This window comes from Arthrobacter sp. TS-15 (genome assembly GCF_006964045.1).
GTDB lineage: Bacteria > Actinomycetota > Actinomycetes > Actinomycetales > Micrococcaceae > Arthrobacter.
Map to the genome: position 1 here is coordinate 179973 of NZ_SDXQ01000039.1, position 14921 is coordinate 194893.

The 14921-nt window shown below is 62.3% G+C and carries 15 protein-coding genes and 5 tRNA genes; 18 read left to right on the forward strand and 2 right to left on the reverse strand.

Annotation, left to right across the window (positions count from 1 at the left end):
- Window positions 1–40 precede the first annotated feature (40 nt).
- From EU811_RS16650 to EU811_RS16685, 8 genes are all read left to right on the forward strand, one after another.
- Window positions 41–111 (forward strand) — tRNA-Cys (locus tag EU811_RS16650).
- Between the two features lie 39 nt (window positions 112–150).
- Window positions 151–225: transfer RNA gene (locus EU811_RS16655), tRNA-Val, on the forward strand.
- Window positions 226–282: 57 nt separating this feature from the next.
- A tRNA-Gly gene (locus EU811_RS16660) sits at window positions 283–355 on the forward strand.
- 23 nt (window positions 356–378) lie between these two features.
- A tRNA-Val gene (locus EU811_RS16665) sits at window positions 379–453 on the forward strand.
- Window positions 454–510: 57 nt separating this feature from the next.
- A tRNA-Gly gene (locus EU811_RS16670) sits at window positions 511–586 on the forward strand.
- A 179-nt stretch (window positions 587–765) separates the two neighbouring features.
- Window positions 766–2220, forward strand: a complete 1455-nt coding sequence (locus EU811_RS16675) for an amino acid permease (protein WP_142939438.1) — start codon at window positions 766–768, stop codon at window positions 2218–2220.
- Window positions 2221–2315: 95 nt separating this feature from the next.
- Complete coding sequence (locus tag EU811_RS16680; protein ID WP_014921420.1) at window positions 2316–2549, forward strand: antitoxin; 234 nt, start codon at window positions 2316–2318, stop codon at window positions 2547–2549.
- A gap of 185 nt (window positions 2550–2734) precedes the next feature.
- Complete coding sequence (locus EU811_RS16685; protein ID WP_142939439.1) at window positions 2735–3952, forward strand: benzoate/H(+) symporter BenE family transporter; 1218 nt, start codon at window positions 2735–2737, stop codon at window positions 3950–3952.
- A gap of 19 nt (window positions 3953–3971) precedes the next feature.
- Here EU811_RS16685 and zapE read toward each other — a convergent pair whose 3' ends face one another.
- The gene (zapE, locus tag EU811_RS16690; RefSeq protein WP_142939458.1) at window positions 3972–5012 is read right to left on the reverse strand and encodes a cell division protein ZapE; all 1041 of its coding nucleotides are present in this window, start codon (window positions 5010–5012) and stop codon (window positions 3972–3974) included.
- A gap of 209 nt (window positions 5013–5221) precedes the next feature.
- Here zapE and EU811_RS16695 point away from each other — a divergent pair, with 209 nt between their 5' ends.
- From EU811_RS16695 to ybaK, 3 genes are all read left to right on the forward strand, one after another.
- Window positions 5222–6148 carry a sulfurtransferase gene (locus EU811_RS16695; RefSeq protein ID WP_142939440.1) on the forward strand — a complete coding sequence of 309 codons (927 nt, stop codon included), beginning with the start codon at window positions 5222–5224 and terminating at the stop codon, window positions 6146–6148.
- An 89-nt stretch (window positions 6149–6237) separates the two neighbouring features.
- Window positions 6238–6699: a SufE family protein gene (locus EU811_RS16700; protein ID WP_187697232.1), complete on the forward strand. Its 462-nt coding sequence runs from the start codon at window positions 6238–6240 to the stop codon at window positions 6697–6699.
- A gap of 32 nt (window positions 6700–6731) precedes the next feature.
- The gene (ybaK, locus tag EU811_RS16705) at window positions 6732–7238 is read left to right on the forward strand and encodes a Cys-tRNA(Pro) deacylase (RefSeq protein WP_142939442.1); all 507 of its coding nucleotides are present in this window, start codon (window positions 6732–6734) and stop codon (window positions 7236–7238) included.
- Window positions 7239–7272: 34 nt separating this feature from the next.
- Here the strand turns inward: ybaK and EU811_RS16710 are convergent, their stop codons facing one another.
- On the reverse strand, window positions 7273–8547 hold the full coding sequence (locus EU811_RS16710; RefSeq protein WP_142939443.1) for an alpha/beta hydrolase family protein: 1275 nt from the start codon (window positions 8545–8547) through the stop codon (window positions 7273–7275).
- 134 nt (window positions 8548–8681) lie between these two features.
- Between EU811_RS16710 and EU811_RS16715 the strand changes: the two genes are divergently transcribed.
- The 7 genes from EU811_RS16715 to EU811_RS16745 all read left to right on the forward strand — a co-directional run.
- Window positions 8682–9173 (forward strand): hypothetical protein, encoded by a 492-nt coding sequence (locus EU811_RS16715; protein ID WP_026005514.1) that lies wholly within the window; start codon window positions 8682–8684, stop codon window positions 9171–9173.
- Window positions 9174–9187: 14 nt separating this feature from the next.
- Window positions 9188–9646 carry a peptide-methionine (R)-S-oxide reductase MsrB gene (gene msrB / locus EU811_RS16720; RefSeq protein ID WP_142939444.1) on the forward strand — a complete coding sequence of 153 codons (459 nt, stop codon included), beginning with the start codon at window positions 9188–9190 and terminating at the stop codon, window positions 9644–9646.
- A gap of 129 nt (window positions 9647–9775) precedes the next feature.
- Window positions 9776–11143: a DUF6421 family protein gene (locus EU811_RS16725; RefSeq protein ID WP_142939445.1), complete on the forward strand. Its 1368-nt coding sequence runs from the start codon at window positions 9776–9778 to the stop codon at window positions 11141–11143.
- A complete protein-coding gene (locus tag EU811_RS16730) occupies window positions 11143–11910 on the forward strand; it encodes an SDR family NAD(P)-dependent oxidoreductase (RefSeq protein ID WP_142939446.1) in 768 nt (255 codons plus the stop codon). The genes EU811_RS16725 and EU811_RS16730 overlap by 1 nt, the downstream gene beginning before the upstream one ends.
- 30 nt (window positions 11911–11940) lie before the next feature.
- A complete protein-coding gene (locus tag EU811_RS16735; RefSeq protein WP_142939447.1) occupies window positions 11941–13101 on the forward strand; it encodes a threonine aldolase family protein in 1161 nt (386 codons plus the stop codon).
- 67 nt (window positions 13102–13168) lie between these two features.
- Entirely contained in the window at window positions 13169–13828 is a 660-nt protein-coding gene (locus EU811_RS16740) for a DUF3000 domain-containing protein (RefSeq protein ID WP_142939448.1), read from the forward strand.
- 80 nt (window positions 13829–13908) lie between these two features.
- The coding region (locus EU811_RS16745) for an HRDC domain-containing protein (RefSeq protein WP_142939449.1) at window positions 13909–14921 on the forward strand (1013 nt) is incomplete at its 3' end.

Consider the following 14921-nt stretch of genomic DNA (forward strand, 5'->3'; position numbering starts at 1 on the left):
GCACTGTCAAGGCAAGACTTCTTCGGAAATCTGCTTACACGGTGGGTTGGCCGAGAGGCGAGGCAGCGGCCTGCAAAGCCGTATACACGGGTTCGAATCCCGTACCCACCTCGGTGAAAACCATGTCTTCCAGCAGCTGGCTGGATGCATGGGCGATTGGCGCAGCGGTAGCGCGCTTCCCTGACACGGAAGAGGTCACTGGTTCGATCCCAGTATCGCCCACCAGAACAAGGAAACTTGTTTGTTGTTGAAGGCCGGGCATCAACCCGGCAAGCAGCATGTGCGGACGTAGCTCAGCTGGTAGAGCACCACCTTGCCAAGGTGGATGTCGCGAGTTCGAATCTCGTCGTCCGCTCTCCTATTGAAGGACCCGGTAACGGGCGATTGGCGCAGCGGTAGCGCGCTTCCCTGACACGGAAGAGGTCACTGGTTCGATCCCAGTATCGCCCACCAAAACAAGGCAACTTGTTTGTTGTTGACAGCCAGGCTTATACCCGGCAGGCAGCATGTGCGGACGTAGCTCAGCTGGTAGAGCACCACCTTGCCAAGGTGGATGTCGCGAGTTCGAATCTCGTCGTCCGCTCCAGAATAAAGAAAGCAGCTCCCAGGAGCTGCTTTTTTTATGCCCGGATTTTGCGGATATCCAATTCATTAATGGAAGTAACCGATACCCCTCAGAAGAAGTCGCTTTATCTAATGTGATTCGGCTCGCATAATGTACTGCGAGCTCATCACCGTTCCACGCCCACCGGCAGGAGTACCCCCATGAACCAACAGACGGCTTCACAGTCCGTCCTGAGGCGCAAGCCCATCGACGACATCGAAGAAGAAAACAAACACAGCGGGCTTTTCAAAAGTCTTGGCCTCTGGCAGCTGACAGCCATTGGCGTCGGCGGAATTATCGGCGTCGGCATCTTCTCGCTGGCCGGGCTGGTAGCCCATGGCAGCGAGAGCAACCCCGGCGTTGGCCCTGCCGTGCTCTTCTCGTTCCTGATCGCCGGCCTCGCTTCCGGCGCAGCAGCATTGTCCTACGCCGAGTTTGCCGGCATGATCCCCCGCGCCGGCTCGGCCTACACCTACGGCTATGTAGCTCTGGGAGAGATCATCGGCTGGTTCATCGGCTGGGACCTCCTGCTGGAGTACATCGCCATTGTGGCTGTGGTGGCTATCGGCATTTCCGGCTACTTCGATGCTTTCCTTTCAGGCATCGGAATCCATATGCCCACCTGGATGACGTCCACGGCCGACGAGGGCAAGGGCGGAATCATCAACCTTCCGGCCATCCTTGTCTGCCTCCTGGTCACCTGGATCCTGAGCCGTGGCACCAAGGCGTTTGGCCGGTTTGAACTGGTGGCAGTCGCCATCAAGGTCATCCTGATTCTGTTCATTATCGGCCTGGGTATTTTCTACATCAACACCGAGAACTACAACCCGTTTATGCCCAGCGGCTTTGGGCCCGTCCTGGCCGGTGCCGCCACCGTCTTCTTCGCCGTCTTCGGCTATGACGCCATGAGCACAGCTGCGGAAGAGGCCAAGGACGGCAAAAAGCACATGCCCAAGGCCATCATCCTGTCGCTGATCGTCGCAATGCTTCTGTACGTTGCCGCAACCCTCGTACTCACCGGCATGCAGAACTACAAGGACATTGATCCCACGGCCGGCTTCGCATCTGCATTCACCGGCGTCGGATTGCCTGTGATCGCCACTATCATTTCGGTGTTCGCGGTCCTGTCCATCCTCACCGTGATGCTGACCTTCCTGCTGGGTGTCACCCGCGTATGGTTCTCCATGAGCCGTGACGGCCTGCTCCCGGGCTGGTTCGCCAAGACTGACAAGCACGGAACCCCGCAGCGCGTCACATGGATCGCCGGTGTTGCCTCGGCATTCCTCGCCGGAGTCTTCCCCATCAAGGAAGTTGCCGATCTCACCAACATCGGCATTCTGGCTGGCTTCGTGGTGGTCTGCATTTCCGTGATCGTGTTCCGCTACACCAAGCCCAACGCCCCGCGCACCTTCCGCCTGCCGTTCATGCCGGCAGTCCCCGCCTTCGGCGTCCTGGCATCGGCGTTCCTCATGTTCCAGCTCCACTGGGAAACCTGGGTCCGGTTCGGCGCATGGCTGGTCATCGGCTTGATCATCTACTTCGCCTATGGCCGCAGGCACTCCCTCATGAACCCGAACAGCCCGCGCCACAAGGTTGAAAGTAAGCCGTTGGCGTAGTTCGTCCACAGGCCTCCGCAGAACCCTTGGCACCCCGCAGAACTGGTGTTAGGGTCGGACGCGGAGGAGCGAACTGGCTCCGCGATGGAAGGGAGGTGCCCGTGGGTTTAATTGACGACCTGAAGGGCAAGGCTCAGGGTCTCATTCAAGGCAACGAAGAAGCCATCAAGAATGGCATCGAAAAGGCCGGGGATTTTGTGGATCAGAAGACGGGCGGCAAGTACGCCGGTCACGTCGACAAAGTCCAGAATGCCGCTTCCGACTTCGTGGCCAAGAACGACGGTCAGCCTGGACAGGCTCCCGTCACGGATGAGCCGAAGCAGCCGTAGCTGCCTGAGCCGCCGTACCAGATACGTCAAGGGGGCACCGGTCCCGCCGAGAGGCGCCACCGGTGCCCTTGGCGTTTAAGCGGCGCCCTTGGCGTTTAAGCGATGCCCCTAGCGTTGGGCGTTTCCCAGGCGGCAGCCACGAAACCGGTCGGGAGACTTCCACCAGGTCAGGTACTTTGGACCTTATGCCTTCAGCTTCAACCCGTGCCGTCCAAAGCCGCGCCCCTAAGGAGACGCTGGGCCCGCCTGTCACCGCAGGTGTTGTCACCGCTTTAGTCGGTTTCACGTCCTCGTTCGCAGTGGTCATTGCGGGTTTGAAGGCCGTAGGCGCCAATCAAGCGCAAGCATCCAGCGGCCTGCTGGCGCTGACCCTCACCTTTGGACTGGGCATCTTGTGGTTGTCGTGGCGGTCCCGGATGCCGGTAACACTCGCGTGGTCCACACCAGGTGCCGCGCTGCTCGCCTCTGCCGGAATGGTCGACGGCGGGTGGCCGGCTGCTGTGGGTGCGTTCCTGATGGTGGGGGTACTGATTCTCCTCACGGGACTGTTGCCCGTCTTGGGGAGGATCATGGCAAAGATCCCTACGGCTTTGGCGCAGGCGATGCTCGCCGGGGTGCTGCTGCCCTTGTGCCTTGCACCCTTCAAATCTTTGGGATCAGCGCCCCTGTTCATCGCGCCGGTGGTGTTGTGCTGGGTGATCCTGATGAAATTCGCACCACGGTGGTCGGTTCCGGCATCGCTGCTGGTGGCCCTGGCTGTCATCGGCATCCACATCTCAACCACCGGTGTTCAGGTATCCGGAGGCAGTCTTCTACCAAGATTGGAGTGGACCACGCCTGCATTTACCGTCGGAGCCGCGGTAGGACTGGCGCTACCGCTCTTCATCGTGACCATGGCGTCGCAGAACATTCCCGGCGTCGCGGTCCTCAAATCCTTTGGGTACACGACGCCGTGGCGGCCGTCCATGCTCGTGACGGGAGCTGGAACGATCGCCGGAGCACCTTTCGGTGGCCATGCGATCAACCTGGCCGCCCTCAGCGCAGCCCTGGCTGCTGGTGAAGAGGCCGGAAAGGACCATGGCAGGCGCTGGATCGCCGCGTTCGTCTCAGGCATCGCTTATCTGGTGCTGGCCGCTGCCTCCGCCGCCTTGGTCACCCTGGTGGCTGCCGCCCCGCCCGGACTCCTGGAAACCGTTGCAGGGCTCGCTCTTTTGGGAACGCTGGCTTCGTCCATCTCATCAGCACTGGCGGTAGCTGAGGAACGCATCCCGGCCTGCATCACTTTCCTGCTGGCAGCCTCAGGGTTGAGCGTTGCCGGGATCGGCGCTGCTTTCTGGGCCTTGGCAGGCGGCATAGCGGTTCGCTGGCTGCTGAAGAGCCGCGAACCTGTTCAGAAGGGTTGAATCGCGCAGCAGGCCTGAATCAGGCAGGCTCGTGGTTTTGGGCTTCGCGTGCCAAAGCCGTCAGCCTGGACACGGCACGGAAGTACTTCTTCATGTAACCACCGGTCATCATCTCTTCGGTGAAGAGTTGGTCGAACGGTACCCCACTGGCCAGGATCGGCACATCTTTGTCGTAGAGCCTGTCCGCCAGTACCACGAAGCGGAGCGCAACAGCCTGTTCGGTGATTGTTTCGACGTCGCTCCACACCACGGCCTCCACGCCGGAAATGAGCTGGCGGTAGCGGCTGGGGTGGACTGCGGCCAAGTGGTTGACGAGCGTACGGAAATCATCAACGGCCACGGTCTTTCCGTCGAACTCGGCACGCATCCGGTGCTTGAGCTCTTCGGTCTTGAGCGGCGCGGGGGCCGCGGGCAAGCCTCGGTGACGGAAGTCTTCGCCGTCGATTCTGACTACGTCAAACTGATCCGCAAGAACCTGTATTTCGCGCTGGAAGTCCACGGCAGCGAAGCGTCCCTCCCCCAGTGATCCGGGGAGGGTATTGGACGTCGCTGCCAGCTTCACGCCGGCGTCGGCCAGTTCACGCATCAGCCTGGACATGAGCACGGTGTCGCCCGGATCATCAAGTTCGAATTCGTCGATGCACACCAGCTTGTAGCTGCTGAGGGCTTCCACTGTCTTGCGGAAGGACAGCGCACCCACAAGGTTGGTGTATTCCACGAACGTACCGAACGCCTTGGGCCCCGGCGACCTGTGCCAGAGAGAAGCCAGAAGGTGTGTCTTTCCCACGCCAAAGCCGCCGTCAAGGTAGATTCCTGCCCTCGCTGCCGGGGCCTTCTTGGCGAACAACTTCTTGAAAAGCCCGCCACCGTCCTCGGATCCCACGGCGTCGGCGAATCCGGAAAGCAGCTTCACCGCGTTAGCCTGGCTCGGTTGGGACGGATCCGGCCGGTAGCTGTCGAACGATACCTCTCCAAATCGAGGAGACGGGTAGAAACCCTTGAGGAGTTCTTCCACAGAGACTGCCGGTGTGCGGGCAGCCAGTTGTTCGATCTTTACCACGGTGGTCCGTTCCTTCGGTGTTGGGTCCCCAGCAAGAATACCGGCATCGGACACTGGCCAAACCGTCACGTGACCAAGCCCATGTTTCACCGTGTGACCGCTGGGAAGCATTCCTGGCTGCCCGTGGTTAGTGTTGGAGCACGCCCGGCCGGCACCTGCACCACCTCCCACGGCCTGGCTCCGACCGTTGTCAGTGAAAGGCCATCACCATGTCCTACCCAGTTGAACAGAACGATAAGTTTGCAGCATACGCAAACCCTGAACGCCTCGTGTCCACTGAGTGGCTCGCGGCAGCCATCGCCGACGGCGCCATTTCCGACGGCATGCTTGTTGTTGTCGAGTCCGACGAAGACGTTCTCCTCTACGAAACAGGCCACATCCCGGGCGCCGTCAAAATCGATTGGCACACGGACCTGAATGACGAGGTCACCCGCGACTACGTTGATGGCGCCGCTTTTGCCGCCCTCGCTGCTTCCAAGGGCATCTCCCGCGACAGCACCGTGGTCATCTACGGCGACAAGTCCAACTGGTGGGCTGCCTACGCACTCTGGGTCTTTACGTTGTTCGGCCACGAGGACGTCCGCCTTCTTGATGGCGGCCGGGACAAGTGGATCGCCGAAGGCCGCGAAGTGACCACCGACGTTCCCCAGCCCGCCGCTGGTGAATACCCGGAGGTGGAGCGCAACGATGCTCCCATCCGGGCATTCAAGGAAGATGTCCTGGCACACCTGGGCAACCCCCTCATTGATGTCCGCTCCCCTGAGGAATACACGGGACAGCGCACGCACATGCCGGCATACCCGGAGGAGGGCGCCCTGCGCGGCGGCCACATTCCCACGGCCGCATCCATCCCTTGGGCACGCGCCGCGGCTGAAGACGGAACCTACCGGAGCCGCGAAGAACTGGAGGCCCTGTACCTTGGCGAGGCTGGCCTGGAGGCCGGGGATGACGTGGTGGCTTACTGCCGGATCGGCGAACGTTCCAGCCACACGTGGTTCGCGCTGAAATACTTGCTGGGATTCGACTCCGTCCGTAACTACGACGGCTCCTGGACTGAGTGGGGCAATGCTGTGCGGGTTCCCATCGTCAAGGGTGCTGAGCGTGGCTCGGTACCTTCCTCCTTGGTCCGCAACTAGCCACCTCTGCAATTGATCCTCGGTGAAGGCATCCGTAGTGTTCCGGCACACACGATGCATTGCCCCTTGTTGTGCGTAAGCTGGAAGTGATGAGTACCAACACATTGCCCACCGCCCTGGCGGAAATCGTCGATGACTTCCAGGCGCTGACGGAGCCTGACCGCCTGCAACTCCTTCTCGAATTTTCGAGGGGCTTGCCGGACCTTCCGGAGCGCTTGAAGGACCACCCTGAGCTGCTGGAACAGGTTGTGGAGTGCCAGTCACCGTTGTTTCTCACTATCGAGTCCGAGAAAAACCCCGACGGCGGCGCCCGCGCCTACCGGCTCTTCTTCAAAGCTCCTCAGGAAGCACCCACAACCAGGGGCTTCGCAGGGGTTCTGCACGAGGGCTTGGATGGATTGACGGCTGAGGAAATTCTTGCCGTTCCCGACGATATGCCTGAGTTGCTGGGCCTGACCCGGGCCATCACTCCCCTGCGTATGCGGGGAATGACCGCCATGCTGGGGCGCATCAAGCGGAAAGTAGCAGCCGCCAGCCGGTTGGAAAGCTGACCGGCTGGAAATCTGAGGGACACAACCACGCGATGGCCAAGAAAACGGCTTCACAGGGAACGCCGGCAACTGCAGCACTTGCAGCGGCCGGCGTTCCGTATGTGCTGCACCCCTACGCCCACGATCCCGGGACAGCCAGTTACGGTCTGGAGGCCGCTGAAGTTCTGGGCATCGATCCGGACCGGGTTTTCAAGACTCTCATGGTCGAGGTTGAGGGCCGCTTGGCAGTGGCCATCGTTCCGGTATCCGGGAATCTGGACTTGAAGGCGGTAGCTGCAGCTCTCGGTTCCAAGAAGGCCGTCATGGCGGACCCTCGCACGGCGGAACGACGCACGGGATATGTTCTGGGAGGCATCTCGCCACTGGGGCAGCGGCAGAGCTCTCCCACGGTGGTTGACGAGTCCGCCTTGGCTTTCACCACCGTCCTCGTCTCAGGAGGCCGCCGCGGACTGGATATTGAGCTGGGCCCGGCGGACCTGATCCGGCTCACCAAGGCCATCACCGCTCCCATTGGCACCAGCGAGAAACATCGAGGCTGACCCCTCACCGCCAAAAGCCCGCCCCTGAGCCGGACTATCCAGTGGCGCCGGGCTGTCCCGGGTTGTTCCGGGGAGCCAGTTGCCTCTGCAGCCACGCCCGGACCAGGCGCTCCCACCGTTCGGGATCGACGTTCCACTCCTTGGTGTGCCGGGCGCCGTCGAAGGGTTCAAACGTGACCATCTCGGGGTTCTTTTCCGCGAGACTGGCGGACGGGCCAAAGGGCACGTAGTCGTCGTCCACGCTATGGATCAGCAGGGTGGGAGTCCGCAGCTCAACTGCGCGGGCTTCCCAGTCCATGGCTTTCAAGTCCACAGGTGCCGATAGCCCGGTCAGCCTGCGCCCCAGGGGGTGGCTTAGCATCATCTGCCCGTAGCGGCCCACGTTGTAGGGAATTTTGTTCATCTCAGCGTGATGGGCCATCACGTTGACCCAATTAATAACCGGCGCGTCCAGCACCAGGGCACGGATGAGGTGACGGTGCTTGGACAGGTCCGCTGTTTGCAGGCTGATGGCCCCACCCATGGACCAGCCGAACAGAACGATCTCCTGGGCACCCCGGTCCAGCGCGTACTCGATGGCGGCCTCAACGTCGCGCCATTCCGTAGAGCCCAAGCCATACCGCCCGTCCGGCGCGGAAGGAGCCAGGCCGTCGTTGCGGTAGGAGATCAGCAGGCTGTCCATGCCGAGTTCGCGCGCGGTGCGGACGGCACGGAGGCCCTCAAGGCGCGTTGCTCCGCGACCATGGACCATGATGGCGCAGACCGGCGCCGCTGCCGACGCTTCGGCGCGGATCAGCCAGGCAGGTGCCGCCCCGCCGTCGATCTCTATGTCCACATCCTCGGCCGCCAGACCGATCGCGGCAGGATCCGGATACGTAGCCCCGCTCCACCATGCACGGCGCGCCTCCGAGATGTTGCCGCTGTAAACTTCCTCAACCTCGCGCAGCACGGTCTGTTCGGCGGGCGAATAGGACACGATCCGGCCTATCCTGGCGTGGCCTTTGCCACCGGAGAAGAACAGGCTGAACACGCCGTCAATAGTGCTGTCCGGCGTGGCGGCCAGGATAACCTGTTGTCCTTTGTCGCCTTGCCCCTTGTCGCCACGGATCACGGCCAGGACTTCCTGGTCTTCGTGCCGGGCGGCAGGGGTGATGACGCGGCGGGCGAAATACACCGCGAGCGCGGAGGACCCCGCCCCCACCAGGCTGGCGAGGGTGCCGCCCGCCAGGAAGCCGGCGATGGCCCATTTGGTGCGGAGAGAAAGTTTCTTGTCTGCAGCGTCGCTCGCTGGCGGGGTAGTCGATGCCATGGTTCCATTGTTGCTGGTCCCCGGCGCGGCGTGGTGCAGGTGTGGGTAGCGCGGCGTTCCGTGAGGGGATTGATTCGCGCGAGTCAGCGTTGCAAAGTCTGCGGTCTGCGGTTCGCCGGGACTACGCTGTAGTCATGAGTGATCCCATCGTCATCCTGACTGAAGAGCCCCTCGGCCCCGACGACCGCGTTAACATCGCCAAACTGCTCGACGGCGGTGATGCGCCCCTTATTGTCTTGGTTCCCTCCAATACTGAACGGCACCTTCTGGTGGATTTCCTGGAAAATCTGTCGCTGCTGGATATTGCCAAGGCGTTCCGGGAGCTCACTGCGCAGCACCCGGATCCTGAGGCTGAACGTGCGGAGGCCTCCGAGACACTGGCAGCATCGCTTGCGGCGCTGGCCGGCTTGGGTGGAGGCGTTACCGGCGAGGTCGTCGACGGCGGTGCCGTGGCCGGCTTGGTGGCAAAAGTCCGGGCGGTGGATGCTGCCCAGGCTGTGGTCATTACCCGGCCCCATGCGATTGCGGACACGTTCCACACTGACTGGGCCAATAAGGCACAGGACCAGCTGGGCCTTCCGGTCCTGCACTTGTATGCGGGCTCGGGATTTATCGGCGACTCGTAAGCGTTGCATTAGACATGAACACTCCTGAGAACACCAGCAACACAACTTCCGCGCCCGAGGGGGCTGCCGTTCCCGTGGAAAAGAGCGATGCCCAGTGGCGCGAGGAGTTGACGCCCGAAGAGTACCGGGTGCTTCGGCAGGCAGGCACCGAGCGGCCGTACACGGGTGAGTACTGGGATACCCACACCGAAGGGGTCTACCAGTGTCGCGCCTGTGGCAGCCGGTTGTTTACCAGCCGGGAGAAGTTTGATTCCCATTGCGGCTGGCCGTCGTTCTGGGCCCCACTGGCAGAGGGCACCGTCCGGTATCTTCACGACCGCACCATGGGTATGGATCGGGTGGAAGTGCGCTGCGCTAATTGTGATTCACACTTGGGACACGTTTTCGAGGGTGAGGGCTATGGAACGCCTACGGACCAGCGATTCTGCATCAACTCCGTCTCGTTGCGTCTGGTGACGCCGGAAGAGAACTAGGCCTCAACCGGCCCCGACCCACCCAATGGCCAAGAGTTTCTTACGCTCAAGCCATTCTTGGATTAGCAACGCTTCCCGCTTGCTACGCTCGGCCCAGAAGCAATTACCTCTTCGAAAGGGCCGAGCTCCATGACCACTATCACCACCGTTATCGCCCAGCGCGTCACCGCCGACGACGCTGAGTGGATGTCCTTGAAGGCAGCAGCCACCGCCCTCCAGGCGCTCCAGGAACAGGACGGCTCCATCGCCGATTCCGCAGTGCACCCCGAGGCGGCAAGCCTGGTGTCCACTATTACAGACTCCATCTCGGCCCTGGCACCGCATTTCCCTCACGATGCCCGCTACCTGGAGCTCCTGGTGGAAGACTTCGGCCGCTGGGTTCAAGGAGGCTTCGGGGTACCGGACTTCCTGGACTCCCTTCAGGCGTTCCAGCCCCAGGAGCAGCGCGTTGACGGCCTGCAACACCTGGTTGTTTTCCCCATGTACACACAGAACGGCAGCACCAACAGGTTGGTCGAAGCAGTCCTGATCGAGGTCATCTGGCCCGAGTTCATTGGCGGCCTGGAAGCAGGCGAATACTCCAACAGGCTGTTCGTCCCCATCCGCTTTGTGGACTTCACTCCGGGCTACGACACCAACTCGGCCGTGCTCTTCCCGGAGACGGTGGCAGTCCGTGAGACGCCTACGTTCACGTGGGGTGCCATCTTCGCCGATCGTGAAGCCGCCCGGTTCCGCCGCGTACTCAAGGCCGCTGCGGCAACCACGTCCTTGGAACTTCCCGAGGACGCAGCGGAGCTGATCGAGGATCAGGAACTGACCCAGCGTACGTTCGTCATGTGGGACCTGATCCACGACCGCACCCATATGCGCGGCGACCTCCCCTTCGATCCGTTCATGATCAAGCAGCGCATGCCGTTCTTCCTGTACTCCCTCGAGGAGCTGCGCTGCGACCTGACCGCGTTCCGTGAATCCGTGCGCATTGAAAAGGACGAAGAGGCCGATCCCGATGCCCGCAAGCATGCGAAGCTGGTCCAGTATGCAGTGATCTTCGACCGCATCTTCCGGTTTGCCATCACCGGCAGCCGTGTGCGCAACTACGACGGCCTGGGCGGCCAGCTCCTTTTCGCTTGGATGCACCAGCACCACGTTCTCCACTGGACGGACAGCAAACTCTCTATCGACTGGGACGAAGCTGCCGCGGTGGTGGTGGAACTCGGCGCCAAAATCGAAGAGCTGTACTGGCGCTCCATCGACCGCCCGAAAGCTGCCCACTGGCTTGCGGCATACGAGCTCATTTCGAGCACTGTGACTCCCCACCCGGCGTCCGTATGGGCCAAGGGTCCGGAAGCACTTCCTTTGGATGGCCCGCCCCGCGGCCTCACGGACCAGGTGCTGGACGACGAATTCCCCCTGTCCATGTTCTATGAAGCACTGGAGAAGAAAATGCGCCCCATCATTGACTCCACCACGGGCATCACGGGCGCGACTGCGGCCTGATGACCACACTGACTATCCTTGTGACCGGCGGAAGCAGCGCTTCCGGCATCGCCGTGACGCGCGCTTTGGGGGCCGCCGGTCACAGGGTGCTCACTGTGGGCTCGGACGAAGCCCGGATCAAGGCCGCTGCCGCCGAATCAGGCAATGCGGCGCTACCTTTGGTCTGCGATCTCGCCAACCTGGAGTCCGTAAGGGACCTCGCGGCCACTCTCACCGGGCTCGGTGTTGAAGGCGTCGACGGCGTCATCCACTTGGTGGGCGGTTGGCGCGGAGCAAAGGGCATCGAAGACCAAACCGACGAGGATTGGGAGGCCATGGAGCGCAGCGCTGTAACTACGCTGCGGAACGTCTCCCGGGTTTTCTACAGCCAACTAGAAGCATCTGCACACGGCCGGCTGGCCATAGTGTCATCAACCACCGCAGCTTCCCCCACAGCTGCGGCCGCAAGCTACGCTGCGGCAAAGGCAGCCGCGGAAGCCTGGACCCTTGCCATAGCCGACGGCTTCGGGCGGGCGCAAAGCGGCAACACCGGAAACACTGGTGCTCCCACCGAGCAGCACAGCACCGAGCAGCACAGTACCGAGCAGCACAGTGCAGCGGTGATTTTTGTGGTGAAAGCCCTCGTTGACGCCGCCATGCGGCAGGCCCATCCCGAAAGGCGGTTCCCGGGCTTCACTGATGTTGAAGAATTGGCGACTGCCGCCGTCGAACTCTTTGAACAACCGGCCGCAGCCCTCAACGGCCAGCGCATCCTGCTGGCCACATAGAATCCTGCCGGCCCAAATAGACTTGAAAGCGTGAATGAACAAGTGACGAGCACAACAGAGGCAATCCACGGCGCCACGGACACCCCGGGCCCGGTTCAACTGCATGAACCTGCTCAACTGCATGATCCGGTTCAACTGCATGATCCTGCTCAACTGCATGATCCTGCGGTTCGCGGATTCGCATCCGACAACTATTCCGGCGTGCACCCGGAGATCCTCGCAGCGCTGGCAACCGCCAACGGCGGACATCAGGTCTCCTACGGCGAGGATGTGTACACGGCACGGCTGCAGGAGGTGCTGGAGCAGCAGTTCGGCCCCGGCATCGAGACGTTCCCGGTCTTCAACGGCACCGGTGCCAACGTCCTTGCCCTGCAATCCCTCCTCCCCCGTTGGGGTGCAGTGATCTGCGCCTCCACAGCGCACATCAACATGGATGAGAACGGTGCACCGGAGCGGGTGGGCGGCATCAAGCTCCTGCAGGTTCCCACCGGCGACGGCAAACTCACTCCTGAGCTGATCGACCGTGAGGCCTGGGGCTGGGGCGACGAACACCGCGCCCAGCCGCTGGTGGTCTCCATCACCCAAACCACTGAACTCGGGACCTGCTATACGCCGGATGAAGTGCGGGCCATCGCCGACCATGCGCACTCGAAGGGCATGAAGCTTCACATGGACGGTGCCCGGCTGGCGAACGCTGCCGCCCACCTGGATGTCCCCCTTCGCGCTTTCACCCGCGATGCCGGCGTGGACATCCTCTCTTTCGGCGGCACCAAGAACGGCCTGCTTTTCGGCGAAGTGGTGGTGGCACTGAACCCGGAAGCCGCCGACGGATTGAAGTTCCTGCGCAAAATGAACATGCAGCTGGCCTCGAAGATGCGCTTCATCTCAGCCCAGTTCATCGCCCTCCTGGAGGATGGCCTGTGGTTGCGTTCCGCCGCCCACGCCAACGCCATGGCCGCCCGCCTAAGGACAGCCGTTGAGGAAATCGACGGCGTGGAGCCAACCCAGGCAACACAGTCCAACGGGGTCTTCGCCATACTTCCCGAAGGCGTGGCGGACAAGCTGCGGGAGTCCTTCGCCTTCTACGACTGGGACGCTGCCCGCCGCGAAGTGCGGTGGATGTGTTCGTTCGACACCACGGAGGCGGACATCGATGCCTTCGTAGCGGCGATCCGACGCGAGCTGGCCTAACACATAACACCTGCAACCCGGGGCGGCGAGCCTGCACAGATTCGCCGTCCCGGACGCATAATCTGCGATGGTGAACGCCCTCGCACAGGTTCCCTCGGAGTTTCTCTTCGCCTTGGGATCACTACGAAAAGCACAATGCCGTAGCGAGCTGCGGCTTGACGAGATCCCCGCTCCTGCCCGGCTGGCTCCCTACGCAGTTGCACTGGGAGCTGAGGTATTCAGCCCTACTGCCGCCACCCGCCGGGTTCCCGTGCACGGACCAGCAGCCAAGGCCTTCGCTGCGAGCCAGGGCACCAGCCCCTCAAGCGAAGAGGACGACGAACTCGCTACCGGCCGCTTCATCCTCCTCTACGACCCCGACGGTTCCGCCGTTTGGGAAGGGGAGTTCCGCATCGTCACGTACATTCGGGCCCAAATGGACGCTGAGATGGGAAACGACTCCATGCTTGGCTCCGTTGCCTGGACGTGGCTGGTGGACGCCTTGGAGAACCACGCCGCGCCCTACCGCGCTGCCGGTGGCACGGCGACAAGAATTCTTTCCGAAAGCTTCGGCACCCTGGCTGAGCGGCCGGACACCATAGACATTGAACTGCGGGCATCCTGGACACCCGCCAGCCAGGATGTCCAAGCCCACCTCGAAGCCTGGTCCGACATGGTCTGCACCTTCGCGGGCTTGCCACCCCTGCCACCAGGGGTCACCGGGTTGCCCAACAGGAGACTCAATTGACTGTGACAAACGCATCATCGGGTACCCCCAATGGACCGGCAACGCCCTGCTGCGGCCGGAATCGGTAAGCTTAAGCCACCATGACCCCTGAATATCCGGAAAACACCACGGCCGGCGATCCGGTTGCTGATCCCACCACCCACATCAAGGTAGACGGCTTCGACAGCCACGTCCCTGAAATTATCGATCTCGATACTCCCCGCGAAGGGGTACCCGTGGTCATCGACACCCTGTCAGGGCTGGAGCGGTGCGCAGCCGCCATCGCGGCCGGAACGGGTCCTGCCGGAGTGGACGCGGAACGCGCATCCGGGTTCCGTTACGGCCAGCGGGCTTTCCTGGTACAGATCCGGCGCGAAGGTGCCGGAACCTGGCTCATAGATCCAGAGCCCTTCGAGAACCTGAACATCATCAATGACGCCCTCCGCGGCGTCGAATGGATTCTGCACGCGGCCTCCCAGGATCTCCCTTGCCTCTCGGAACTCGGCATGTGGCCTGACAAACTCTTCGATACCGAACTAGCCGCCCGCCTTGCGGGACTCCCCCGGGTTGGACTTGCCGCAGTTATTGAACAACTCCTCGGCTTTGGCCTGGCCAAGGAACACTCCGCGGCCGATTGGTCCACGCGCCCCTTGCCGGAGCCCTGGCTGCGTTACGCAGCCCTCGACGTCGAAGTCCTCGCGGAGCTCCGGGAGGAACTCATCGAGTTACTGGAAGCCGACGGCAAGCTCGAATACGCCGAACAGGAGTTCGCAGGAATACTTGCCGCTGGCCTGTCGGCCCCGCGCGTGGATCCTTGGCGGAAAACCTCCGGTCTCCACCAGATACGCGACCGCAGGCAACTGGCCGCTGTCCGTGAATTGTGGCTGGAGCGGGACCAACTGGCGCGCAAACGCGACGTAGCACCCGGCCGCCTCATCCCGGACTCCGCACTGGTGGCCGCAGCCAAGGCCATGCCCACCACGGTGCCTCAACTGCTGGCCACCAAGGGCTTCCACGGACGCTCAGCTCAAAGGGAAGCCCCACGCTGGCTGCGCTGCATCACCAATGCCCGGACACTCACTGACCTCCCGCCCCTCCACCTGCCCACCAACGC